16 protein-coding genes and 1 pseudogene are annotated in these 25,033 nt (G+C 62.2%); 4 read left to right on the top strand and 13 right to left on the bottom strand.

All coding sequences use genetic code 11. The features are described from left to right. Positions 1-10: 10 nt before the first annotated feature. Complete coding sequence (locus MJ639_RS06675; RefSeq protein ID WP_243369522.1) at positions 11-1,216, bottom strand: ABC transporter substrate-binding protein; 1,206 nt, start codon at positions 1,214-1,216, stop codon at positions 11-13. A 155-nt stretch (positions 1,217-1,371) separates the two neighbouring features. Between MJ639_RS06675 and MJ639_RS06680 the strand changes: the two genes are divergently transcribed. From MJ639_RS06680 to MJ639_RS06690, 3 genes are all read left to right on the top strand, one after another. Further along, positions 1,372-2,565, top strand: a complete 1,194-nt coding sequence (locus tag MJ639_RS06680; RefSeq protein ID WP_243369523.1) for an amidase — start codon at positions 1,372-1,374, stop codon at positions 2,563-2,565. 61 nt (positions 2,566-2,626) lie between these two features. Beyond that, the gene (locus MJ639_RS06685; protein WP_243369524.1) at positions 2,627-3,508 is read left to right on the top strand and encodes an SMP-30/gluconolactonase/LRE family protein; all 882 of its coding nucleotides are present in this window, start codon (positions 2,627-2,629) and stop codon (positions 3,506-3,508) included. Between the two features lie 4 nt (positions 3,509-3,512). Continuing rightward, the gene (locus tag MJ639_RS06690; RefSeq protein ID WP_243369525.1) at positions 3,513-4,523 is read left to right on the top strand and encodes an aldose epimerase family protein; all 1,011 of its coding nucleotides are present in this window, start codon (positions 3,513-3,515) and stop codon (positions 4,521-4,523) included. A 308-nt stretch (positions 4,524-4,831) separates the two neighbouring features. On the opposite strand, the gene MJ639_RS06695 is transcribed toward MJ639_RS06690, so the two are convergent. Together MJ639_RS06695 and MJ639_RS06700 are read right to left on the bottom strand one after the other, a co-directional pair. Then, a complete protein-coding gene (locus tag MJ639_RS06695) occupies positions 4,832-6,892 on the bottom strand; it encodes a M3 family metallopeptidase (RefSeq protein WP_243369526.1) in 2,061 nt (686 codons plus the stop codon). A gap of 46 nt (positions 6,893-6,938) precedes the next feature. Next, positions 6,939-7,718 (bottom strand): dienelactone hydrolase family protein, encoded by a 780-nt coding sequence (locus MJ639_RS06700; protein WP_243369527.1) that lies wholly within the window; start codon positions 7,716-7,718, stop codon positions 6,939-6,941. 184 nt (positions 7,719-7,902) lie between these two features. On the opposite strand from MJ639_RS06700, the gene MJ639_RS06705 reads away from it, so the two are divergent. Further along, positions 7,903-9,927: an AI-2E family transporter gene (locus tag MJ639_RS06705; protein WP_243369528.1), complete on the top strand. Its 2,025-nt coding sequence runs from the start codon at positions 7,903-7,905 to the stop codon at positions 9,925-9,927. Positions 9,928-10,048: 121 nt separating this feature from the next. Here the strand turns inward: MJ639_RS06705 and MJ639_RS06710 are convergent, their stop codons facing one another. The 10 genes and pseudogenes from MJ639_RS06710 to bcsN form a co-directional block, all read right to left on the bottom strand. Further along, positions 10,049-10,876, bottom strand: coding sequence for an ABC transporter ATP-binding protein (locus tag MJ639_RS06710; protein WP_243369529.1), 828 nt, complete (start codon positions 10,874-10,876; stop codon positions 10,049-10,051). Then, the gene (locus tag MJ639_RS06715; protein ID WP_243369530.1) at positions 10,873-11,730 is read right to left on the bottom strand and encodes an ABC transporter ATP-binding protein; all 858 of its coding nucleotides are present in this window, start codon (positions 11,728-11,730) and stop codon (positions 10,873-10,875) included. Before MJ639_RS06715 ends, MJ639_RS06710 begins: the two co-directional genes overlap by 4 nt. 2 nt (positions 11,731-11,732) lie before the next feature. Beyond that, positions 11,733-12,647, bottom strand: a complete 915-nt coding sequence (locus MJ639_RS06720; RefSeq protein ID WP_243369531.1) for an ABC transporter permease subunit — start codon at positions 12,645-12,647, stop codon at positions 11,733-11,735. After that, the gene (locus tag MJ639_RS06725; protein WP_243369532.1) at positions 12,644-13,654 is read right to left on the bottom strand and encodes an ABC transporter permease subunit; all 1,011 of its coding nucleotides are present in this window, start codon (positions 13,652-13,654) and stop codon (positions 12,644-12,646) included. Before MJ639_RS06725 ends, MJ639_RS06720 begins: the two co-directional genes overlap by 4 nt. Positions 13,655-13,720: 66 nt before the next feature. Further along, positions 13,721-15,322 (bottom strand): ABC transporter substrate-binding protein, encoded by a 1,602-nt coding sequence (locus MJ639_RS06730; RefSeq protein ID WP_243369533.1) that lies wholly within the window; start codon positions 15,320-15,322, stop codon positions 13,721-13,723. A 308-nt stretch (positions 15,323-15,630) separates the two neighbouring features. After that, positions 15,631-17,703, bottom strand: a complete 2,073-nt coding sequence (locus tag MJ639_RS06735; RefSeq protein WP_243369535.1) for a tetratricopeptide repeat protein — start codon at positions 17,701-17,703, stop codon at positions 15,631-15,633. Beyond that, positions 17,694-18,776 carry a family 8 glycosyl hydrolase gene (locus MJ639_RS06740; RefSeq protein ID WP_243369537.1) on the bottom strand — a complete coding sequence of 361 codons (1,083 nt, stop codon included), beginning with the start codon at positions 18,774-18,776 and terminating at the stop codon, positions 17,694-17,696. The genes MJ639_RS06735 and MJ639_RS06740 overlap by 10 nt, the downstream gene beginning before the upstream one ends. A 35-nt stretch (positions 18,777-18,811) precedes the next feature. After that, a complete protein-coding gene (locus MJ639_RS06745; protein WP_243369539.1) occupies positions 18,812-21,367 on the bottom strand; it encodes a cellulose biosynthesis cyclic di-GMP-binding regulatory protein BcsB in 2,556 nt (851 codons plus the stop codon). A 9-nt stretch (positions 21,368-21,376) separates the two neighbouring features. After that, positions 21,377-23,572, bottom strand: a pseudogene (gene bcsA, locus MJ639_RS06750) (UDP-forming cellulose synthase catalytic subunit). 176 nt (positions 23,573-23,748) lie between these two features. Continuing rightward, the gene (gene bcsN, locus MJ639_RS06755) at positions 23,749-24,702 is read right to left on the bottom strand and encodes a cellulose biosynthesis protein BcsN (protein ID WP_243369541.1); all 954 of its coding nucleotides are present in this window, start codon (positions 24,700-24,702) and stop codon (positions 23,749-23,751) included. Positions 24,703-25,033 lie beyond the last annotated feature (331 nt).

Below are 25,033 nucleotides of genomic sequence, written 5' to 3' on the forward strand. Positions count from 1 at the left end.
TCTCAAATCATCAATCCTTCCGCGCGGCCTTCACCTCGGCCTCGCTCGGCATGAACGACGTGCCGTCCTTGTAGGACCAATCCGTCATGCCACCATTCGCACCCTTGAGCACGAGCTTGCCGACCCAGGCTCCCATGGTGGCCTGATTGTCTAGCCCGCGCATGGTGACGGGGCCGATGACCGTGTCGAACTTCGCATCCTCCATCGCCTTGATCAGCGCTTCGGTGTCGGTGGAGCCTGCGCGCTCGATGGTGTCGCGGATCATATAGACCACCATATAACCGAGCAGCGAGCCGAGGCGCGGCGTGTCGTTGAACTTCGCGCGATAGGCATCGATGAAGGCCTTGTGCTTGGGATCCTTGATCTCGTCCCATGGATAGCCGGTCACGGTCCAGCCTTCCGGCACTTCATCCTTCAGAGGCAAAAGCCATTCGGGCTCGCCGGTGAGCAGTGAGAGAACAGTTTTCTTCTCGAAGAGGCCGCGCGTGTTGCCCTCGCGCACGAATTGCGTGAGGTCGGGGCCGAAGAGCACGTTGAAGATGCCCTCGGGCTTGGCCTGCTCCAGCGCGGAGACGGTTGCGCCGGCCTCGATCTTGCCGAGGGCCGGATATTGCTCGGCGACGATCTCGGCATCGGGGATCTGTTCTTTCAGCAGGCGCTTGAAGGCTCCCGCCGCCGACTGGCCGAATTCGTAATTCGGCGCGACGATCGCCCAGCGCTTCACGCCTGAGGCCTTGGCCTGCTCCATGAGCATGCCGACCTGCATGGAATTGTTGGGACGAATGCGGAAGGTGTAGCGGTTGCCCTGCGCCATGGTGATGGCGTCGGTGAGCGGCTCGGCGGCGATGTAGACGATCTTCTTCTGGTTGGCGTAATCCGCCATGGCCACGCCCACATTGGACAGGAACGAGCCGAAGAGCAGAACCGCGCCTTCGCGGGTCACCAGTTCGTCCGCCACGCGGGTGGCATCGCTCGTGGTTCCGCCGTCGTCGCGGGAGACGATCTCGAGCTTGCGGCCGAGAACCCCGCCCTTGGCGTTGATCTCATCGAGCGCCATCTGCCAGCCGCTGCGATAGGGCACGGTGAAGGCCGCCTGCCGGGCATAGGAATTGAGCTCGCCGAGCTTGATCGAAGCCTGCTGGGCCTGCGCTGCGGGGCTCAGGAGCGCGAGGGATAATCCGAGGGCCAGCCAGCGGGTCATCGATGCCTTCGTCATGATATCTTTCCTGTTTCAAGGATGGGCGAGGATGTAGGGCCAATCCTGGCCGGAAGAAAGTCCAAACTGCCAAGCTTCGCGGAATCATGCCTTGCCTGGGTCAGGGGAGGAATGACACATTCGCGGCCCTCGTTCCCTCATGCCCCTGAGGTCTCATGCTTCTCGATGCCGATCCCGCTCGCGCCTTCATGCCCTATCCTGCCGCCGTCGTGCCCCATGCCGCAAGCGGCCCGCTCTCGGGCCTAACCTTCGCGGCCAAGGACCTGTTCGACGTGGCAGGCTACCCGACGAGCGCCGGATCGCCACACATGCTGGCCATGTCCGGCATCAAGACCCGCACGGCTCCGACCGTCCAAAAGCTCCTCGATGCGGGGGCGCGGCTCGTGGGCAAGACGATCACGGACGAGCTGGCCTTTTCCATGAGCGGCAAGAACGCCCATTTCGGCACCCCGGTGAATGGCGGCGCGCCGGGCCGCATTCCAGGCGGCTCCTCCTCGGGTTCGGCAGCGGCCGTTTCCAACGGGCTCTGCGATTTTGCCCTTGGCACCGATACGGGTGGCTCGGTACGCGCGCCGGCCAGCCATTGCGGCCTCTTCGGTATCCGCCCCACCCATGGGCGCGTGAGCCTGGAGCTCTGCCACGATCTCGCACCCTCCTTCGACACCTGCGGCTACTTCACCCGCGACGGCGATACATTCATGCGGGTGGGCGAGGTTCTGCTCGGGATCGACGATAATCCCGTCTCGCCCCAGCCGAAGCTCCTTCTGGCGAAGGATGCCTTCGGCCTTTTAAGCCCGGATGTGCGGGAAACTCTTGCACCGGCGATCAAGGGGATCGAGGCGCTGCTCGGTGCCTATGAGAACGTGACGGCCGCGACCGAGGGCTTTACGGCTCTCTACTGGACCATGCGCTACATCCAGAGCCGCGAGGCCTGGGGCGTCGATGGGCCGATGATCGAGCGCTATCATCCACCCCTGGGGCCGGGCGTGGCGGATCGGTTCGAATTCTCGCGCGGCGTCACCGATGCCCAGGTGACCGAGGCGCAGGTGATTCGCAGCGCCTTCCGGGCGCGGTTCAACGCCCTGCTGCCCCGGGACACGGTACTGATTCTTCCCACCATGCCCGATGTGGCGCCGCTGCTCTCCGAGAGCGACGAGGCGCTCAACGATTACCGCAACAACGCATTGAACCTGCTCTGCCTGTCGGTGCTTTCCGGCCTGCCGCAGGTCTCGATTCCGCTCGCCTCACGCCTCGGTGCGCCTTTCGGGCTCTCCATCATGGGACCGGCAGGCTCTGATTTGAGCCTCGTGGCCTTGGCAAAGCGCATCGCGGCTGCAGCTAAGGCCTGAGTGAACCGCTTTCGCCCTGTGCTCGTTAGCGGCAGGCGCTTCTCTTCCAAAAGGGGACATCATGACCAATCCGACCGTTCACCCTCATATGCCGCATGTGGCGGTGGCGAGCGCCTGCATGCTCGGCGAAGGGCCCGTGTGGGACGAGCGCTCCAGCACCCTGTTCTGGGTCGACATCAAGAACCCGGCCGTGTGGCGCTATCATCCCGACACCAACGAGCATTCGCGCATTGCAGCGCCGGAGCGCATCGGCTTCATTGCGCTCACGCCCGATCCGGATGTGGTGGTGGCGGGCTTCAAATCGGGCCTTGGCCGCTTCAACCTGAAGACAGGTGCGGTGGAGCCTATCGTTGCGCCGGAGAAGGATTTGCCCGGCAACCGCATCAACGATGGTTACGTCGGTCCCGATGGCGCGATCTATTTCGGTACCATGCATGATGACGAGACGGACGAGAGCGGATCGTTCTGGCGCTGGGACGGCAAGGAGCTGAGCCAGTTCCATTCCGGTTTCATCGTCACCAACGGCCCCGCCTTCAGTCATGACGGGCAGGTGCTCTACGGCACCGATTCCGTGAACGGCACGATCTACGCTTTCGACGCGAATGACGGGCAGATCGGCGAGCACCGCCGCTTCGTTCAGTTCGAGAAGGGCTGGGGCCATCCCGACGGCATGGCGGTCGATGCGGAGGGTTATGTGTGGGTGTGTCATTGGGGCGGATCGCGCATCACGCGCTTCGCGCCCGACGGATCGGTGGAGCGCACCGTGCCGGTGCCGACCGCGCAGGTGACGAAATGCGCCTTCGGCGGACCGGACCTGACGACGCTCTACATCACCACCGCCGCTATCGGCCATGATCCGCATGTGGATCCCATGGCGGGTCATCTCTTCAAGGTCGAGACCGGCGGCATCCGCGGACTCAAGACCAAAATCTTCGAAGGATGATGCCATGACGATTGAACGATTTGGTTCTGTCGGCGGAGAAGACGTCTTTCAGATCACGCTCACCGGGCCCGATGGCGTTACGATGCGCGTGCTCACCTGGGGCGCGGTGATGCGTGAGCTCATCGTTCCCACCAAGAGCGGGCCGCAGGGCGTGCTACTGGGGCTGAATTCCATCGAGGATTACGTTGCCCACTCGCCCTATTTCGGCGCCATCGTGGGACGGCACGCCAACCGCATCGGGCGAGCGCAGTTCACGCTGAACGGCGAGACCTACAAGCTCGATGCCAATGAGGGCGCAAACCAACTCCATGGCGGCTCCATGGGTTTCGGCACGAAGCTTTGGAGCATCGCCGATCATAGCCAAACAAGCGTCACCTTGAGCCTCGTTTCTGAAGACGGCGACATGGGCTATCCGGGACGGCTGATCGCCACCTGTACCTACACGCTTCTGTCCTCATCCACTTTGCGGATCGAACTCACAGCCACGACCGACAAGCCGACGCCGGTCAATCTCACCACGCATGGCTATTTCAATCTCGACGGCAGCGCGGACATTCTCTCCCATCGCCTGATGATCGCGGGAGATTACATCACGCCGACGCATCCCGATCTGATTCCCTCCGGCGAGATCCTGCGCGTGGCGGATTCTGCCTACGACTTCACGAGCGCGAGGCCCATCGGCGCGGAACTGATCAACGACGACACACTCTACGATACGAATTACGTGCTGCGCGGCCCTTACGGGGTACTCCGTCAGGCGGCGTTTCTTCAATCGCCGAAGAACGGTATGAGCATGGAGCTATGGACGACGGAGCCCGGCGTTCAGTTCTATGCCGGGCACATGATCGACATCCCCGTCGCAGGTTTGAACGGTGCGAAATATGGGCGTCATGCGGGGCTCTGCCTGGAGCCACAGCGGTTTCCGGATAGCCCCAATAATGCCCATTTTCCATCGTCAATACTCGAGCCGGGGCAGGTTTCAAGGCAAGTCAGCGAGTTGCGGTTCTCGAGCTAGATGGGAACTTTGCCACAAGTTGGCCGTTTTTCCTGCAGGCGTTGCGTTCCGTAAAAACACGAAAGAGAAGGGAATGCCCTCGATGCCCGTGCTCGATGCGAAAGCCTTGGAAATCGATCCCAAGGGAACGGCTTTCCTCTTGAGCGTTCTGCGTCAGAGCTCTGCCGCGGCGAAGTCTCAGCCGAAGGAAGTATCTCCACCGATAAGGATGCCGCAGAAAGTGCGCATGCATTTTCGCATGACCCGGCGGATAAAGCAGGTTCTTCCCACTTTGGTATAGCAGGCGCTTTCGCGCCTGCCGTTTCTTACTAGGCCGCCAGTCCACGCTTGGCCAAAAGCGCGTCTGCCGTCGGCAGTCGACCACGGAAGGCGGTATAGGCCTCGGCCGGATCGCGCAGATTGCCCGCGGAATAGATGAAGCGCTTCAGCTTCTCCGCCATGTCCTTGTTGAAGGCATCGCCCGTTTCCTCGAAGGCCACGAAGGCATCGGCGTCCAGAACCTCCGACCAGAGATAGCTGTAATAACCCGAGGAATAGCCGTCGCCTGAGAACACGTGCAGGAAATGCGGCGTGCGGTGGCGCATGATGATCTCGCGTGGCATGCCGATCTTCTCCAGCGTTTCCTTCTCGAAGGCCGAAACGTCGAGACCCGTTACATCCTTGCGGCGATGCAGCTCCAGATCGACGAAGGCGGAGGCGAGATATTCCACCGTGGCAAAGCCCTGGTTGAAATTGCGCGCGGCCATCAGACGTTCGAGCAGCTCTTCCGGAATCGGCTCTCCGGTCCGGTAATGGGTGGCGTAGCGGCGCAGGATCTCGGGTTGCGACAGCCAGTGTTCGTAGAGCTGCGAGGGAAGCTCCACGAAGTCCGTCGATACGGAGGTGCCCGCGAGCAGCGGATAGGTCACGTTCGAGAGAAGGCCGTGCAGGCCATGTCCGAATTCGTGGAAGAGTGTGCGCGCATCGTCGAAGCTCAAGAGCGACGGTTCGCCTGGGCTGCCCTTGGCAAAGTTCATCACATTCACGATGATCGGACGGATGTCGCCGGTGAGCTTTTCCTGCGAGCGGAAGGCACTCATCCATGCGCCACTGCGCTTGGAGGATCGGGCGAAGTAATCGCCGATGAAGGTGCCGATGTGATTGCCGTTCGCGTCCAGCACTTCCCACGCGCGGATGTCGGGATGATATTTCGGGAAATCCTTCAGCTCGTTGAAGCTCAGGCCGAAGAGGCGATGCGCGGTCTCGAAGGAAGCTTCGATGATGCGGTCGAGCTGGAAATACGGCTTGATGGTCGCCTCATCGAGATTGTGACGCGCCAAGCGCACCTGATCCGAATAGAAGCGCCAGTCCCACGGCTCGATGACGATGTTGTCGCCCTGCGATTGGGCCAGCGCCTGCAGATCATCGCGCTCCTCTTGCGCGCGGGCGCGGGCAGGCGCCCACACGTCGTTCAGGAGCTTCTGCACCGCATCCGGCGTCTTCGCCATGGTGTCGGAGAGCTTGAAATCGGCGAAGGTCTCGTAGCCCAGAAGCTTCGCGCGCTCGACGCGCAAGGCCGCCATTTCGGCGATGATCGCCTTGTTGTCGGTGTCGTTGTTGTTGTCGCCGCGCAGGGCCCAGCCCTTGAAGGCCTGCTCGCGCAGGTCGCGGCGCTTGGAGAATTGCAGGAAGGGCTCGATGCTGGAGCGAGACAGGGTGATGACGTATTTGCCCTTCAGCCCGCGCTCTTCCGCAGCCTGTGCCGCCGCTTCGCGCAAGAAGGAGGGAAGGCCTGCAAGGTCGTCTTCCGTCTCCAGCACGAGCTGATAGGACTTCTCGTCCGCAAGCACATTCTGCGAGAATTGCGTGCCGAGCGAGGCGAGACGCTCGGTGATGGCGGCGAGACGCTTCTTGCTCTCGCCCTGCAGCTTCGCGCCCGCGCGCACAAAAATGGTGTGGTAGCGGTCGAGCACGCGCGCCTGCTCGGCAGTGAGACCGAGGCTTTCACGCTTGTCGTAGAGCACTGCGACGCGCTTGTAGAGCGCCTCGTTCATGAAGATGCTGTTGCGGTGCTTGGCGAGGATCGGCGCCATCTCGCGCTCCACCGCCTGGATCGCGTCGTTGGTGTGCGAGCCCGCAAGATTGAAGAACACGCCGCCCACGCGCTTGAGGCTCGCGCCGCTCTTCTCCATGGCCTCGATGGTGTTGGCGAAGCTCGGCTCCTCGCTGCTCTCCGCGATTGCAGCGATCTCGGCCTGCTGCTCTGCCAGCGCTGTATCGAAGGCCGGCTTGTAATGGTCGGGCGTGATGCTCTCGAAGGGGGGAAGGCCGAAAGGCGTGTTCCAGGTGGCGAGAAGGGGATTGTTCGAGAGGTTCGCGCTCGAGGCCATGCCATCATGCTCCGTGAATTGATGCGTGATCCCTGTTGTAGCCGCCTCAACCGCCCATCGGAAGAGGCGCGGCGTCGTTCCCCACCAGGTGCCGGCGCAGGAAGGCGAGCGCCCGCTGCGTGGCGTCCTTCTCGGCGGCGCCCCTGAAGCCGTGACCCTGGCCAGGATAGACCTTTACCTCGTGCGGCACGTTCTGCTGGCGTAGAAGGGCTTCCACCGCATAGGCGTTCGCAACCGGCACGATGTGATCGGCCGAGCCATGCAGAACAAGGGTCGGCGGCAGACGCGAGGTGGTTGCGATCGCTCCTTCAGGCAGGGGGCCGAAATAGGTCACGAGGGTCTTCACGCGCTTATCCGTCGAGGACACCGCAAGTCCAAGCGCGGCGCCCAAGGAAATGCCGACGATGCCGATGCGGCCCGCATCCACGCCCGGATACGTTGCCGCGAAGCCGAGGGCATCCTGCACCGTGTTCATCCAGGGCATGAAATTCTGGAACAGGGTGGCGAAGGAGGCCCGCCTCTCGCCCGTGCGGTCGAGATAATGGACCAGGTGAACCTGATAGCCGGCAGCGGCTACGCTGCGCGCGCCCTCACGATACTGCGTGTTGTATCCCAGTCCGTCCGCGCCATGCAGCATGAGCACCGCCGGACGCGGCCCGGAGCCTGGGGTTTGAAAGGTTTCGACGGCAATGGTCTTGCCGCCGCTGGTGAAGCTGTTGCGCTTTTCCTGAAGCGGCATCGTCGAGGGTCTATCCTGTTGGGCATGAAGGGAGGTCGAGGCGGCAAGGGCGCCACCGACCAGAAGGCTGCGTCTCGTGAGCGACATGGAATGAAATTCGCGGGAATGAAGCCGTTGATGTCTCTTGAGATGGGTTCGGCTCCCGCCCGGTCCCAGATGGCAAAACGTCTCAATATCCCCTTTCACCAACGGCCAAGGATCGTTTTGCGGGTTCCATACGTTGTTCAGAGCTGCGGGATTTTCCCCAGTGCAGCCCGAGACCCTGGAAACGATGTCCTCTTCGCTCAAACCCGTGCCGCCCCCGGAAACGGAGGTTCAGCCTCCCGGCGTCCCAGGCCTGTCCGGCCTGCTCACCCTGGCGGTGGGCGTGGTCGTGCTGGCGGCGCTTTATGTGGGCAAGGAGGTCTTCCTGCCCGTCGTTCTCGCCATTCTCCTGGCCTTCGTGCTCGCCCCCTTCGTGGATGTGATGCGCAGATGGCATCTGGGACGGGTGCCGTCGGTCATCGTCGCCGTTCTGGTGACCCTTGGCATCATCGTCTCTCTCGGCAGCCTCATCGGCTTCCAGCTGGCTGGGCTGGCCTCCGATGTTCCTCGCTACCAGACCACCATCGAGCGGAAGGTCGGCTCCCTGCGCGAGGGCACGCTGGGCAGGTTTCCCGCCATGCTCAAGGATTTCGGCCGCCACTTCGACAGGGCCGTGAGCGATAAGCCGCCCGAGGGTACAAACCCGCCTGCCCCCGCCACCCAGGCGGAGCCCGCGCCGGCCGAGGCGCAGCCTCTGCCCGTCGAGGTGCACCAGCCCGACCCGACGCCGGCTGAAGTTGCGCGCAATGTCCTGCTGCCACTGCTCGCGCCGCTGGCGACCATGGGCATCGTGTTCGTGGTGCTTGTCTTCATTCTCATGCAGCGGGAGGATCTGCGCGACCGCATGATCCGCCTGTTCGGGTCGAGCGACCTGCACCGCACCACGGTGGCCATGGACGATGCGGCGCGGCGCTTGAGCCGCTATTTCCTCACGCAGCTCGCCTTGAACGCGAGCTTTGGCGTGGTAGCAGGCTTGGGCCTATGGGCCATCGGAGTGCCGAGCCCCGCTTTGTGGGGAGTCTTCGCCGCGCTCATGCGCTTCGTGCCCTATATCGGTTCCTTCGTGGCTGCGGCGCCTCCGATCCTGCTCGCCGCCGCCGTCGATCCGGGCTGGTCCATGGCGCTGATGACGCTCGCGCTGTTCCTCATCGGCGAGCCTCTGATGGGCCATGTGGTCGAGCCGGTGGTCTATGGACAGAGCACTGGCCTCTCGCCGTTCGCTGTCGTGATCTCCGCGATCTTCTGGACATGGATCTGGGGCCCCGTGGGTCTCCTCATCGCAACGCCACTCACTCTCTGTCTCGTGGTGCTGGGGCGGCACGTGGAGCGGCTCGAATTTCTCGATGTGCTGCTCGGAGACAGACCGGCATTGACGCCTGCAGAGAACCTCTACCAGCGCATGCTCGCTGGCGATCCCGACGAGGCGCTGGAATCGGCGGAGCTTTTGCTGAAGGAGCGCTCGCTCACCTCGTATTACGACGAGGTCGCGCTCAGAGGATTGCAGCTTGCGGCCAACGATGCCACGCGCGGCGTGCTCACTCATCGCCAACTCGATCAGGTGCGCAATGTGATCCACGCGCTCGTGCAGGATCTCGGCAGCCATGACGATGTGGAGCCCAAGCCGCACGCGACCAAGGACGAGCCTGTAGCCTCGCCGCAAAGCGAGAAGCCATCCATCAAGGAACCTGCCGTCAAAAGCGAGATGCCCCACGAAGATAAGATCTCCGAGGAGTGGAAAGCGGAAGGCGCGGTCATGTGCATCGCGGGTCGTGGCCCGCTGGACGAGGCAGCCTCTGAGATGCTGGCGCAGCTCCTGAACAAGCACGGGCTGGGAAGCCGTCTCGTGCCGCACGAGGCGGTATCACGCTCGACGATCTACAATCTCGATATGACCGGCGTGCAGATGATCTGCATCAGCTATCTCGAGATCAGCGGCACGCCCGCGCATCTGCGCTATCTGCTGCGCCGCTTGAGAAAGCAGGCTCCGAAGGCTCCGATTCTTGTCGGCTTGTGGCCTGCGGAGGATGCTGTTTTGAAAAGCGAGGCGATGCGCGCGACCCTGGGTGCTGATTACTACGTCTCGTCGATGCGCGATGGCGTGGTGCGTTGCCTGAAGGTGGCAACAGGCGAAGAGGAGTTGCCGCGGACCGTGACCACCGGCAAGGCCGCGAATGAAGCAGAGGCAGGAAAGCGCTTGCCGTTGCCGGCTTGATCTTAAGCGTCATCCCGGACGGCGTGAGCCGATCCGGGATCGTTGTCAGAATAAGGCGCCATTCTCGTCTTGCGATCCCGGGTTCTGCTGCGCAGCCCCGGGATGACTGCTTGAAAGGCTTTTAGGCTGCGTTCTTGCGCGCCAGTCGGGCGCGAATGCTCGCAGGGTCTGCCTTGGGCGTCGCCGCAAACAGCGTCTTGGTGTAGTCGTGCTTCGGATCAGCGAACACCGCTTCCCGCGTACCGTATTCCACCGCCTCGCCGAAATACATCACCATCACCTCGTCGGCGATGTAGCGCACCACCGAGAGGTCGTGGCTGATGAAGACGTAGGTGAGGTTGAACTCGTCCTGCAGGTCGGCGAGCAGGTTCAGCACTTGAGCCTGGACCGAGAGGTCGAGTGCGGAAACCGGCTCGTCGAGAACGAGCAGGCTCGGGTTGAGCATCAGCGCACGGGCAATCGCGATACGCTGGCGCTGGCCGCCGGAGAACATGTGCGGGTAGCGGTTATAATGCTCCTCGCCGAGGCCGACCTTCTTCAGCATCATCATGGCGCGTTCGCGGCGCTCGTCGGCCGGAACGTTGCCTTGAATCACCAGCGGCGCGGTCAGCACGTCGCCGATCTTCTGGCGCGGATTGAGCGAGCCATAGGGGTTCTGGAAGACGATCTGCACTTCGCGGCGCAGATCCTTCGTCAGGTCACCCTTGGTGATGTCGACCTTCTTGCCCTTGATGAAGAGATCGCCGGACGTGGCGGGATCGATCAGCGTGAGAATGCGCGCAAGCGTGGACTTGCCGCAGCCGCTCTCGCCGACGATTGCCAAGGTCTTGCCCTTCTCGACCGAGAAGCTCACGCCCTTGACGGCATGGACGACGCCGCCCTTGGAGAAGAGGCCGCCGGGCAGTTGGTAATCCCGGACGATGTTTTTGGCTTCGAGAACAACACTCATGATACGGCCGCTCCGGCGATCTCGCTTCCGTCCTTGAAATAATCGGCGATGGTGGGCAGGCGGTCGCCTGTGGCGTTGTCGGGCAACGCGGCGAGAAGGGCCTTCGTGTAGTTGCTGCGCGGGTTTTCGAACAGCGACAGAACGTCGGCCTCTTCCATCTTGCGGCCCTTATACTGAACCACGACACGGTCGGCAGTCTCTGCGACCACACCCATGTTGTGGGTGATCATGATCATGCCCATCCCGTGCTCGGCCTGAAGCTTCACGAGAAGGTCGAGGATCTGCTTCTGGATCGTCACGTCGAGCGCCGTGGTCGGCTCGTCGGCGATCAGGAGCTTCGGGTTGCAGGCGATGGCCATGGCGATCATCACGCGCTGGCATTGGCCGCCGGACATCTGATGCGGGAACGAGTCCAGGCGCTCGGCGGGATTGGGGATGCCGACAGCCGTCAGAAGCTCAATGGCGCGGGCGCGCCGCTCCTTGCGGCCGAGACCGAGGTGGAAGCGCAGCACTTCCTCGATCTGGAAGCCAACCGTGTAGCACGGATTGAGGCTGGCGATGGGCTCCTGGAAGATCATCGCGATGTCCTTGCCGACGATCTTGCGACGCTCGGCATCGGACAGGGTCAGAAGATCGCGGCCGTTGAAGGTCATCTTGTCGGCGGTGACCTTCGCGGTCCACGGCAGAAGACCCATCACGGCGAGCATCGACACGGACTTGCCCGAGCCGGATTCACCGACGATGGCCAGCACCTCGCGCTGGTCGACTTTCAGCGACACGCCATCGACGGCACGGAACATGCCGGTGGTGGTTTGGAATTCGACGACGAGATTCTCGATTTCAAGAAGTGCCATGATCAGGACCTCTTCAGCTTGGGATCGAGCGCGTCGCGAAGGCCGTCGCCCAGAAGGTTGAAGGCCAGCACCGTGATGAGGATCGCAAGACCGGGGAAGGTCACGACCCACCAGGCGCGGAGCACGAACTCGCGCGCATCGGCGAGCATGGTGCCCCATTCGGGAGCCGGCGGCTGTGCGCCGAGGCCGAGGAAGCCGAGTGCCGCAGCATCAAGGATCGCGGTGGAGATGCCGAGCGAGGCCTGCACGATCAGGGGTGCGGTGCAGTTCGGCAGCACTTCCTTGAACATCAGGCGCAAGGGACCGGCGCCGCTGACGCGGGCCGCCATGACGTAATCCTTCGAGACCTCGGTGATGACGGCCGCACGTGCAAGGCGCACGTAATGCGGCAGGATCACCAGCGCCACGGCCGTCATCGAGTTGATGAGGCCAGGGCCGAGGATCGCCACGATCACGATGGCGAGCAGAAGGCTCGGCAGGGTGAGGATGATGTCCATCACGCGCATGATCGCGATTTCGGTCACGCCGCGCACATAACCGGCGACAAGGCCGAGAACCGTGCCGACGAGGATCGAGACCGTCACGACCATGATGCCGATCAGAAGCGACAGACGTGCGCCGTAGATGAGACGCGAGAGCATGTCGCGACCGATCGGATCCGTTCCGAGCGGATAGGAGATCGAGCCGCCCTCCTGCCAGAACGGAGGCTTCAGGGCGATCGTGGTGTCGGTGATGTAAGGCGAGTGAGGGGCCACGACATCCGCGAAGATGGCGAGCAGCACCACGAAGAGGATCACGAAGAGGCCGGCGACGGCACCGTGATTGGCGCTGAAATAGCCCCAAAACTCGCGCAAGGGATGGGGAGGGGTAGCCGTCGGTGCGGCGACGGCCGGAGCTTCCATGGTTTCAGTGGTCATCGCGTATGCCTAATGCGCGGATTGATGAGGCCGTAAGTCAGGTCGACGATGAGATTCACGCTCATGACGATGGCGCCGACGAGCAGAATGCCTCCCTGAAGAACGGGATAGTCACGGCGGAAGATCGCTTCGATCAGCCATTTGCCGATGCCGGGCCAGGAGAAAATCGTCTCGGTCAGGATGGCGCCGGTGAAGAGCACGCCGATCTGCAGGCCGATCACGGTCACGACCGGGATCATGGCGTTGCGCAGGGCATGCAGGGCAATGATGCGGAATCGCGAAAGACCCTTGGCTTTCGCCGTGCGGATGTAGTCCTCGCCCAGAACTTCGAGCATGGCCGAGCGCGTCATGCGGGCAATGACCGCAAGGGGCACGGTGCCGAGCACGATGGTCGGTAGGATCAGGTGCTCGAGAGCCGACAGGAAGGCGCCCTCATCATCCGAGAAGAGCGAGTCGATCAGGAGAAAGCCTGTTACCGGCTCGATGTAATAGAGAACGTCGATGCGGCCCGAAACCGGTGTCAAACCGAGCTGAACGGAAAACAGCAGGATAAGGATCAGGCCCCACCAGAAAATGGGCATGGAATATCCGGTCAGGGATAAACCCATCACACCGTGATCGAAGATCGAATTTCGCCGTACCGCCGCCAGGATGCCCGCCGGAATGCCGAGAATCAGAGCAAACAGAATGGCGCAGATGCCTAGTTCGACCGTTGCCGGGAACAGGGTCTGGAATTCGGTCAACACGGATTCTCGCGTGACGACCGACTTGCCGAGGTCGCCTTGCAGCACGCGGCCGATATAGATTCCGTATTGAACCAGCAGCGGCCGGTCCAAACCGAAATCTTTCTTGAGCTGCTCGTGACGCGCGGGATCGATGCCGCGTTCGCCGGCCATGGTTTCAATTGGGTCGCCGGGAACGAGCCGGATCAGGAAGAAGGCAGCCAGCGTGATTCCGATGAAGGTCGGAATGAGGAGGCTCAGACGGGTCAGAATGAAGCGGATCATGTCTTATAAAACGGAAAAAGGCGGAGCAGCCGGAAAGCTGCTCCGCCGGAGGCCAATGGAAAAGCCTTACTTACCCTTAATGTCAACACCGTAGAAGGTGTGGCGACCGAAGGGCGAGAGCTTGAAGTCGACGACTTCCTTGCGGACCGGCTTCAGCTGAACGGCGTGAGCGATCGTGAACCAAGGAGCCTGCTCCTTGAAGATCACCTGAGCCTGCTCGTAGAGCTTGGTACGCTCAGCCTGGTTCGTCACGACCTTCGCCTTGGTGACGAGATCGTCGTAGGGCTTGTAGCACCACTTCGCGATGTTCGAACCCGAAGCGCTCTGCGCCGAGGCGCAGCCGAGCAGGGTGTGCAGGAAGTTGTCCGGGTCGCCGTTGTCGCCGGTCCAGCCGAGCTGCGCCATCTGGTGCTCACCGGCCTGAGCGCGCTTGCGATACTCGCCCCACTCGTAGGACTTGATCTCAGCCTTCACGCCGATCTTGGCGAGGTCGGCCTGCATCAGCTCGGCCATACGCTTGCCGTTCGGGTTGTACGGGCGCTGGACGGGGAGGGACCACAGGTCGGTCTCGAAGCCGTTCGCGAAGCCAGCCTCAGCGAGAAGCTTCTTGGCGGCTTCCGGGTTGTACTCGTCGTCCTTGATGGACTTGTTGTACGACCACTGAGCGGGCGGGATCGGGTTGGTGGCCGGGACGCCCGAGTCGAGATAGATCGCCTGGACGAGGGCCTTCTTATTGATGGCCATGTTGAGCGCCTTGCGGACGCGCACGTCGTCGAAGGGCTTCTTCGTGGTGTTGTAGGCCAGGTAGCCGATGTTCAGGCCGGGCTGGTCCATGAGCGTGACGTTCGAGTCCTTCTTGATGGCCTCGAGGTCAGCCGGATTCGGATATGGCATCACATGGCACTCGCCCTTCTGGAGCTTGGCCCAGCGGACGGAAGCGTCAGGGGTGATGGCGAAAACGAGATCGTCGATCTTCGCCTTGCCGCCCCAATATTCGGGGAAGGCCTTGAAGCGGACGATGGCGTCCTTCTGGTAGTTGACCAGCGTGAAGGGGCCCGAGCCGATCGGATCTTGGTCGATCTTCTCTGGCGTGCCGGCCTTCAGCATGGCGTCGGCATATTCCTTCGACTGAACGCCAGCCCACTGCATGGCGAGGTTCGACAGGAACGGAGCTTCCGGCTGATTGAGCGTGATCTTGACGGTGTAGTCGTCAACCTTCTCGACCGACTTCAGCAGCTTGGGCATGCCCATATCGGTGAAGTAGGAGTGGTTCGGGCTCGTGACCTTGAAGTAAGGATTCTCTTCCTTCCACTGACGCTCGAACATGAACACGATGTCGTCGGCGTTCAGGTTGCGGGTCGGCTTGAAGTTCTTGTTGGAATGGAACTTCGCGTTCTTGCGGAGGTGGAAGGTGTAGACCGTGCCGTCAGCAGAGATGTCCCACTTCTCGGCAAGACCGGGGACAACCTTCGTGCCGCCGCGTTCGAAGTCGACGATGTTGTCGTAGATATGCTCGTTCACGTCGAACGAAGTGCCGGTGGTGTTGATGCCGGGATAGAAGTTCTCGGGGCTGCCTTCAGAGCAGTACACGAGGGTTTTGGCGGCCAGCGGGGCGGCGGCCAGGAAAGCCGGAACGCAGATGGCTGCGAAAAGGGCTGATTTCTTCATTTATCTAGGTCCTCTGAGACGGCCTACATGGCCGTTCTGTGACGAAGTTAAGGTGCGAAGCCCCGATAAAGTCAATCTGTCCCGGCAACCTTGGCTAATTTTTGCAAGAAATTTACCATTTTCTGTCGTTTCTGCGCGGTTTTTCAGAAACGCGGCCGTTTCAAGTTTTCGCGATTTTGCGGGATTCGGATGAGCGATGGCCAGCTTCATCCACAGCGGCGCGAAACGAAGTTTGGCGAATCCCAGCAGCGTCTTAAACTTTAGTCGAAGAATACGCGGGTTGCGTCGGTGCCGTTAGGGTCGGAGCGCTATTGGCGAACCGAGGTGGTGGCCTCGAGCACAGCGTTCAGGCCGACGCTGGCTTCGTCCGAATAGCCGGTGCGCTGAACGGCCCGGAAAACTTTCTCGGCATCATTGTAGCGACCAAGCTTATAATAGGACCAGCCGCGAATGAGCATCAGGTCGTTCTGCTCGGGAACGATCCGCGAGCGCTCGCTCAAGGCAAGCAGCGTCTCGACGTAACGTCCGTCGCGATAAGCGGCGAGGGCGCGCTGCGCGAGAATGGACGCGCCGAGTTCCACGCGGCGCTGACCATTCTGCGGAGTCTGGGCTGCAGCCACGGCCGCTTCCGACGTCATGTTCTTGCGCAGGTAAGCGAGAGACTTGCCGTAGGCCGCCTCTTCCCGCGTGCGTCCGCTGCCGAGGCGGATCGCCTGATCGAAGGCACCGACGGCCTCAAGGGGGCGGTTTGCCTCCATCAGGCACCAGCCGAGATTGAGCGCGGCATCGGGAGCAAGGCCCTCAGCGCTGCGGGTCATGATGCAGCTGCGTCGTCCGCTCGTGCGGGTTTCGACGGTTGTGGTGCGCATGGCAGGCGCTATCTGCATATCGCGCTGCTCGACAACCACGCGAGACGGCTCGTTGGAAACAGGAACCGAGCGCATTGTCTGAGCGGACGTCACACGCTGCTGCGCACCTCGGGTCGGCGTGGTCCCGGCGGCGAGATCGGCGATGCGCTCCGAGCGGTTGCGCCATTGCGTGACGATGGCGTTGAAGCCGGCGCGGTCGTTCAGGCGCTGGGTCGACAGGGCGAGGCCATAGGCGGAAGGCTCGTCATCGGCTTTCCAGGCGAGCGCCTGGCGGAACCAGTCCCGCGACGTGGCGAACTGGCTTGTATTGTACGAGTACCAGCCGAGCGCCTGAGCGCCATCTGCGAAGCGCTGGCTCGTGACTACAGGCACGATACGCGCGACGATGCGGGATTCCAGGCGCGGCGGCGGATCCTGCGACAGCAGGGCGGTCGCTATGTCGAGATAGACCTTCGTGTTTTCCGGCGCTTTGTCGCGCCAGTCATAGGCGAAGGTCTCGGCCTCCTGCAGGCGTTCGAGCGCGCGCAAGGACATGGCATAGCCTTCGGCGGCCTTGTTGCCGCCGTTGCGGTCGAGGGCGGTCTTGAACAATTCGAGAGCGCGCGCGGGATTGCCGTGGTGGAAATTGTACCAGCCGAGAACCAGGACGGGACCGGCATCGTTCGAGTTGCGCATGAGCCGCTCGACCACGGCAAGATCTTCTGCCGATGCAGTCATGGTGCTGTCGTTCGAAGCACGCTCCACGCGGCGGCGCGCAAGCTCTTCGCGGATGGAGTCGAAATTGTCGGGCTCATCACCGGTCTTGCGCTCGAACTGAAGCAGATCGGTCACCTGATTTTCCGGAAGAAGCGAGAGCGCCTTCTGCAAGGTCGCCAGACGCTCGCCCGGATTGGCGCAATTGGTGAGGAGATAAGTGTAGACGTCGCGCGTGCGGTTCGTCTGCTCCGTCTTGGCAAAAGCTTCGGCGACGCGCCAGAGCACGTCCACGTTCACGCAGGTCAGAAGGTTCGGGTTGTCGGTCGCCACCGAGAGAACGGTGCGCCACTGGCCGGAATCGGATGCATTGACGAGGCGGCGGCGCGCCTCCGTGCTCTCGAGAGCCGTTGTCAGTTCCGCTGGCGGCTTCCAGTTCGGATCGGAGGTCTGGCGTTCGGCGATGGCGGCGCGCACCTCCGCGATGCGGTCTTCCTTGTAGAGATTCCACAGGCGGTCGATCAGCGGATCGACGGGAACCGTCGGGCCTGACGAGAGCTGCGAGAGATCGCTTGGCGGCGTCCAATTGGGATAGAGTGCGCGCAGGCGGGCAATCTCTGCATTCACGCGGCGCGTATCGCCCTGGGAAGCGAAATAGCGAAGAGCGGATTCATCGACCTGGGGCTGCTGGCCGTTGGGAGGTGTGGCAGACGAAGGCGCAGCGGGAGGCTGGTTGGCGCCGGGCCCCACCTGCTGTGCGATTGCCGCGAAGCCCAGCACGAGGACCGCAATCGATATGGCGCTGCTAGCTAGACGCATTGCGGATGTTTTTCACCGAGCCAGGACTTCGTCATCAGATACAGGGTCGACGGATAATAGAGCTGCGGTTCGAACGTCTTCAGTGCTTCGGGAACGGGTGTTCCATCCAGCGTGCAGGCCAGGGCCGCAGAGATGATGGCATAGCCCTTGTCGTCCAGGCGCTCCCGGACCTGTCCGGTGACGACATTGACGACGGCAATTCCCTCGTTCTCGGCAGACCAGCGTACTTTAAGCGCGCGCAACCACTCCAAATCGGTCATTCCTGCCCTGAGAAGGTAAAGGGGTATCCTTAACGAGTTGTAACCAAATTCGGGGGGGAAGCCTTCGGCGGGCTTGGTCTGCATGCGGCTCTGGATCGAGATCCAGTCGGCGGGCAGGCGCACGCGGCTGGAGGTGGCCTGCTGGAGAAGGGTCACGCCCTCGCGCCAAACACGGTTCCACTCGTATTCCGGGGCGAGGCTCGCCAGAGCGGGAAAGGCCTCGAACACCCAGTAGGAGAGATTGATCACCGGGCCATCCGCGCGCTCGCCCGCGGCGAAGCCTTGGGCGCCGGGCAGGAGAAAGATCGCGCTTCCCTCGCGTCCGAGCGTGCTCTTGCCGATGGCCTTGGCAAGCTTGCGCGCAGCATCCGTGTAGCGCTGATCCTTCCAGGCCTCTCCCGCCTTCGCCAAGGCATAAGCGATGAGGATGTCGCCGTCCGTCGCGTTGTTGCGATCCGTGACATGGGGCTTGGCGGCCGGATCCCATTTCCACGAGACGAGACCGTCGTCGCGGATCAGGAGTTCCGTGAAGGTGAAGCTCCAGATCTTCTCGAAGGTGACGCGGTCGTCGGCGGCGAGCGACAGGAGAAGGCCGTAGCCCTGCCCCTCGCTGTGGCTGATGTTGCCGTTGGCGTTGTCGACCACGCGCCCGTTATCCTCGACGAAGCGGGAGCGATAGGCCTCCCAATCGGCGGCGGGAAGAGTGCCGATCACGGTCAGAGGCTGCACGGAGAGATTCTGAGCAAGAGACATGGGAGCGGCAGCCACGAGAAGTCCGGCGACAAGCCAGATCGTCGACACAACGCGCTGCATAACCATCCTCATGCAAAAGTCCTTATGCAAGAGTCCTAAGATGGACGGCCCAGGCGCTTCAGCAGCAGATAGGTTCCCGTTCCGAGGAACAGGCAGAACGCCACCAGCAGAAGAGCATATTGGAGGATATTGGCCGACATCCAGTTCGCGGCGACGAGGCGCAGATTGAACAGCGAGAAGGGCTGCGTCTGGACGAAGTCGTAATCCTGGATCGGCTCGACCTGCAGCCTGGACTCGCGCGGGTCGAGGGCAGCGGCGCGGCCCGATACGTTCGACCACAGGAGCGGGTCCGCCATGCGCGCCATTTCCTCGGCAAGGGCTTCTTCCGTGCGGGCCGTCACGAGCGTCCAGACTCCCGCTTCGGGGGTTCTGTTCTGCGCGATGAGAAGCGTGGAGCGTTGCGGAGGCTCGTAGGGAGTGTCGATGCGCTTCTTCAGCGAGAGGGAACCGACCGAGAGGCTGAACGTGTTCTCGACCCAATCCTGCAAGGCACCGAATGTCTGCTGGATCACGCCTTGCCGCCGGAACGATTCCGACCAGCGCCTGCGCACCTCGTCCGTGGAGGCGGTGCCGCTGAGATCCGTCGCATTCTGCTTCACATTCATGGTGAAGTCCGTGCTCGCGACCTGCTGCGACGGATTGGCCGGCTGAAGCGGGGTCGCGGGCCAGACCATGCGCAGATGCTCGGAAACCCTGACGCGATTCAGGAAGCCGGGCGGGATCTGCTCCACGGCGCCGATGAAGAGAACGGATTCATCCTCGGCTGACGCAGCGGTCGAGAAAGCCGCGCGCACGGGTCTTCCGACGCTGCGGGACATGCGGGCGAGGAGCGTGCCTGCTGCGGAGATGTTGAGCGGATCGGGCCGGCCCAGAACCACCGTCGCCGGCACATCGTCATCGTTCGGAAAATGCCCGGCGCTCAGCACACCGAGATCGGGCTCGCGCCCGATGCGCCCGAAATCCGGGAACTCGAGGCTGCTCGTATCGAACATCACGAAACGATTGGCCTCCGACAAGGTCTCGCCCGGCGCGCAGCGGTCATCCGCATCGGTGAGCAAGCCTACTTCGAGCGTGACGGTGTTGAGGCCCGATTTGAAGTTCTTCAGAGGCAGCCTGATCGTGTGGCGCTTCACGATATCGCCCTGCGCGGTGATGACGAGCTGCGTGCTGATCTTGCCGTTGACGAAGATGTCGAAGTGGCTTCCAGGCTTCACGGCGGATGTATAGGCGGCATCGATATAGAGTAGTGCCTCGCCGTATTCCGTGGCGTAGAAATCAGGCGGCAGGTTCAGGAGGAATTGGGTCTTCAGGCGGCGACCGGAAAATTCCTGCGTGGCGATGCCGAGATCCGCGAAGCGGAACGAGCGCTCGCCGAATGCCGTCGTTACTTCGGGCCAATGCCATGACGCCGTATCGACCACGCCGCTCTGCATATTGGCAGTGTTCACGGCCTGCGTGCCGATCAGGGCGATAGCGGCATCCAGATCATTCCAGCTTGGGCCTGTGACGACGAGGGTCGAGCCGACGGAGCCTGCCTCCTGCATCATCATGGTCAGGGGCTGGGACAAGGCGGAATCAGGCACGCCGGGCAACAGGCCGCGCAACTCGCCGGCAAGTCCCATCACCACCTTGATCGTTCCGGCAGAGGAGGGACCCGGATCCGACTCGACCACCTGGATCACAGGCCGCGCATAACGACCGCGCAGGGCAATCAGCTGCACGAGACGCAACAGACGATCGCGAATTTCCGGACGGTAGACCTTGGGCGCGACCACGCGGATCGTCGTTGCGCCTGTCGTATCGACGCCGATGGCGGGAAGGTCTTCGAGGCTGCGCAGGGTCTTGGTCGCGCCTTCGGCGAAAACGAGCTTGGTGGAGGCTGAATCCACATCCGTCCAGAGCTCGTAGGTGGCGTTGATGGTGCAATCCGTCCGGTGGCGCTGGAATGCTTCCATGCGGATGAAGTTCGATCCTGCACGCAATAGACCGGGGCGGATGGAGGCGTTCACACGCTTGATGTCTTCGGGCGACTGAATGGTCGTATCGATGACGGTTTCGCCGTTGATCACGATCCTCAGGCGCGACGCCTCGGGCATCACCACGACGGCGTTCTTGTAGCCGACGGAAATGGAAGCGCCGCTCGATGCTTCATCCTGCGTCAGATGAAACGTCCAGGAGCGTGAATCCGTCTCGCCTTCCAGCCGCACCGTCTCGAACGGCAGGATCGGGCGCTCGATGCGCAGGGCAGCAGGGCGAACCGGAGCGGACGTCACGACAGGTTTGGGCGCAGGGCGCGCCGGAGTACCGCCCGGCGTGCCGGGAGACATCTGGAACGGACTGGCGCTGTTTGTCGAAGGCGCGGCTTCCTGAGCGCTCGGCGCAGGTGCGGGTGTGGGGCGCGTGGCGGGAGATGGGCCGCGCAGATCGAAAGCAGTAGGTGGAGCATCCTGCCGTGCGGGAGGTTGTGCAGGCGTAGCGGCCGGCGGCGCGGACGGGCTGGTGCCCATGTTGAAGGGGGCAGGCTGCGCCGCCGCCATGCGCAGTCCCAGCATTTCGAAGGCGATGAGGAGGGGGAAGAGAACGGTTCTCACGGCGATCCCCTACTTTACGGCCGATGCGACATTGGGAACGGTCGGCTTCGACATGCCGATCCGCTGCAGGCCGAGGAAATAGGAAAGGCCACGTCCTGTTTGATAGAGGGAGACCATGAAGAACCAGAGCGTCCCGCGCAGCACGCCGATATCCTGATGGCGGCGCTTCTGGAATTTCGTCCACTGGTCCGCATCCGCGAAAACGAGATCGGCCACGAGGCTGTGATGTTCAGGGCTGTCGATCAGGAAGCGACAACCCAGCAGCAGGCCCTTGTCGTCCATGCCGACTTTGCGGATCTCCACCGGCATCTTCTGCATGGGCAGATCCGCATGAGGCATGAATTCCAGAATGCCCATCGCGCCTTTCTTAAGTTTGGCTTCGTTGGACGGCGATACGTGCAGGCGTGCGCCGCCGACCGAGATGTCGCGCATGGAGGCTTCGATGATGTCGTCGCCCATCACGAAGCGGCACGGACGGTCCATGCGGACGCGGTGGCTCAGGCGCCGAGAGGCGCGCTCGGATACGACGCCGAGGGCGCAGCCCGCGATAACCAGATTGAGCAGATTCCATGCACCTGTCACAAGGGTCAGGTCGGCCTTGTAGGGTTCGAGCCAGACTCGAATGCCCGTGGCGATGACACCGAGAAGCAGAATGCCGAAGATGATGAAATAGGGCGTGCCGAGTTCCGACACGCGGCTCTCGTGCATGGACCCGCCCTTGGAGGTGACCTTGAAGGTCGGCTTCTTCGGATTAGCGATGACCGACAGAATGGCGGGCAGAAGGTAGATCGTCTGAATGTACTCGTAGAGATCCGATATCCATGGCCAGCGGTAACGGCCATAGAGATAATTCTGCATCATGAAGTTCACCATCATGTAGGTGAACGTATAAGCGAGGAACTCGCCACCCGATGCGGTGAAGATCTAGAGCGAGAAGAAAAGATAGCAGAGCGGCGACAAAAGGAAGGCGAAGCGCGAGAACGGGAACAGCCAGAACAGCGTGCTCGACGTATAGGCAAAGCGTTGTGAGAGCTTGAGCCCGCGCTTGAGGGGCGGGAAGCTGAAGCGCATGATCTGCATCATGCCTTGCGCCCAGCGGGAGCGTTGGCCGATGAAGCTCGCGAATGTGTCCGGCTGCAGGCCTGCGATCAGCGGCCTGTCCACATACACGCTGCTCCAGCCGCGGGAGTGAAGCTCGAGCGCCGTTTCGCAATCCTCCGTGATGCTCAGGCCGCTGAAGCCATTGGTCTCCTGCAGGGCTTCACGGCGAAGAACGGCGGCGGAGCCGCAGAAGAAGGCCGCATCCCATTTGTCGAGACCGCGCTGGATGACGCCGTAGAACATCTCGTTCTCCGACGGCATGGTGTGGAACGTGCCCAGATTCCGCTCCAGCGGATCTGGATTGAGGAAGAAATGCGGCGTCTGGACGAGAAACAGGTTCTTGTCCTTGGTGAAGAAACCGACAGTCTCATCCAGGAAGCTGCGCGCCGGGGCGTGGTCCGCATCGAACACGGCCACGAGATCGCCGGTGGAATGCTCGAGGCCGTTATTGAGGTTGCCGGCCTTGGCATAGAGGTTCTGAGCGCGTGTGAGGTATCTGACACCAAGAGCCGCGCAGAGCTCCTGAAGCTCGGCGCGGCGTGCGCGGGCTGGTTCTGCGATTTGCGGATTGGGAGATCCGCATTTCTCGTCCGTTCCTCCATCGTCGAGCAACCAGACCGTGAACTTATCCTGCGGATAGGTCATCGCCTTCGCGGCGGCAAGCGTCGTGGCCAGAAGGCTTGTCTCCTCGTTGTAGCTCGGAACGAAGACATCGACGGTCGGAAGGTTTTGCGGATCGATCTGCGGCGACTTGCGTGAGGGCAGGGGGCTCGACACCACGAACAAGCTCAAGAACAGCATCATCACGCTGTACATCTCGGCAACGTAGAGCATGATCGCTGGAATAAAGTTTGCGACTTCCGTGATGGGCGGAATGGTGCTGGTGGTGCGCCAGAAGACGTAGCGCAGGACGATCGCCGTGCCGAGCGACAGCGCGATGACCCGCCAAGCCCCTTGGGCGCGGAAGAACTTCAGCACAATCATGCAGGCCACGACCACGAGGCCGGCCACGAGGTGGGTCTGAAGGCTGATGGGAAGGGCGACCAGCAGAACGACGAGCGTCGCTGCGACAGCCCACAAGGCTACGAGTGCACCCCTACGCATCGTCTAGTGTTCTCGGTCAAGTTTGTTATGCGCTAAAACTCACGCATATTCTAAGAACCGCTAAAGGTCTATCAAGTTGCATATAATATTGATGCTGCGACTGAGGGGTTTTTTGTCGCGCTAGTAAATATAATCTGATGTAATGTTATTTAATATCTGGAGAAAATCTTTTGATTTTACTGAGAAGTTGATGGTGGGGGCACCACGGGATACCCGGTTTCCGGCGAAGCGGCAGGTGCCTGCGGGGCGGGCGCAGCCGGTCGGGGCGACGACGGCAGGACGGTATCCTTATCGACCAAGCCGGAGGCCGGCGTGCTTTCCACCCTGATTCGACGCTCGCGCACGACACTCGTGCCGGCAGTGCCGTTCATGCCGAGCGGATAGATGGGGGCGTCGATGGCTCCAAGCTGGGCCGGAACGGGAGGCGGGGAACCATAGGGATTCCAGGATCCCGACATGTAATAGGCCGAGATGGTGAAGCCATACATGCTGCGCAGGAGCTGCTCCTGCGTGGCGGCGGCATCGCATAGGCGCAGGCGGACCGAGATCGTCCCCCCTGGCACGAAGACGGCCGGCTCGTTGGGCTCGATGCGCTGCCAGGCGTAAAGGCATACGTCTCCGCTGGCGGAGCGGCCGGTGGCGAAGCCGAAGGGGCCGTATTTATTCTGCACGTAGACGAGGGACGTCAGCATCTCGATACCGGGCAGACGCTCGTCCATCTCCTTCTGGAGCCGGTCCTGGGCCAGGGGCGGGAGGCTCAGAACGTCGTCGATCTCCGATTGCGGCGTGCTGCCCGTAGCGAGGCTCACATAAAAGGCGTTCTGGCCTGGGGTCAGGGAAGCCGTCGACAGGGCGATCTCCTGGGAGACGCCGTTCTGGAAGTTGCGCTGCAGGACCGCCACGATGGAGGGCCCACCGGGCGGCGGCACGATGATGGCCCGGGTGGCCGGAACCTCGTTCGCGAGCGTGGCGTAGCCCAGTTCGGAGCGGGTCGTGCAGGCGCTGGCCAGCAGGGGGAGGGCCAGAACCGCCGTCCGGGCGGCCTTCGACAGCTTTACCTTCGAAGCACGACGCGCTCCGGGCGCAGGGGCGCCGGAATCCGTGGAGTCGTGGAACAGGGAAAGCATCATGAACAGCGCGAACTCTGGCGGTCTGCAGGGCCGCCGGGATGCACAGGCCTGAGGGACTCATTCCCAAGCGGCTGACACATCCGGTGAATCTTTAACCAGACATGGCCAAACATAGTTAATGAAGCGTAAGCGATGGGCCGATTAGCGGATTATTGTCCCTGAAAGCGTGCGAGTTCTGCTTGACGGGCGACGCGCCGGGCATAAAAGCAAGATTGTGACCTTCGCCGCTGGCCTTCGACCTCCGACCTGAGTCGCCCCTCCAGACGTTTATCGCCCGACATCCTCGCCGGACGTTTTCTCAATCCCGCTGCATGAGAGGCGGGGCCAAGAA

This window comes from Microvirga solisilvae, from assembly GCF_022808595.1.
GTDB lineage: Bacteria > Pseudomonadota > Alphaproteobacteria > Rhizobiales > Beijerinckiaceae > Microvirga > Microvirga solisilvae.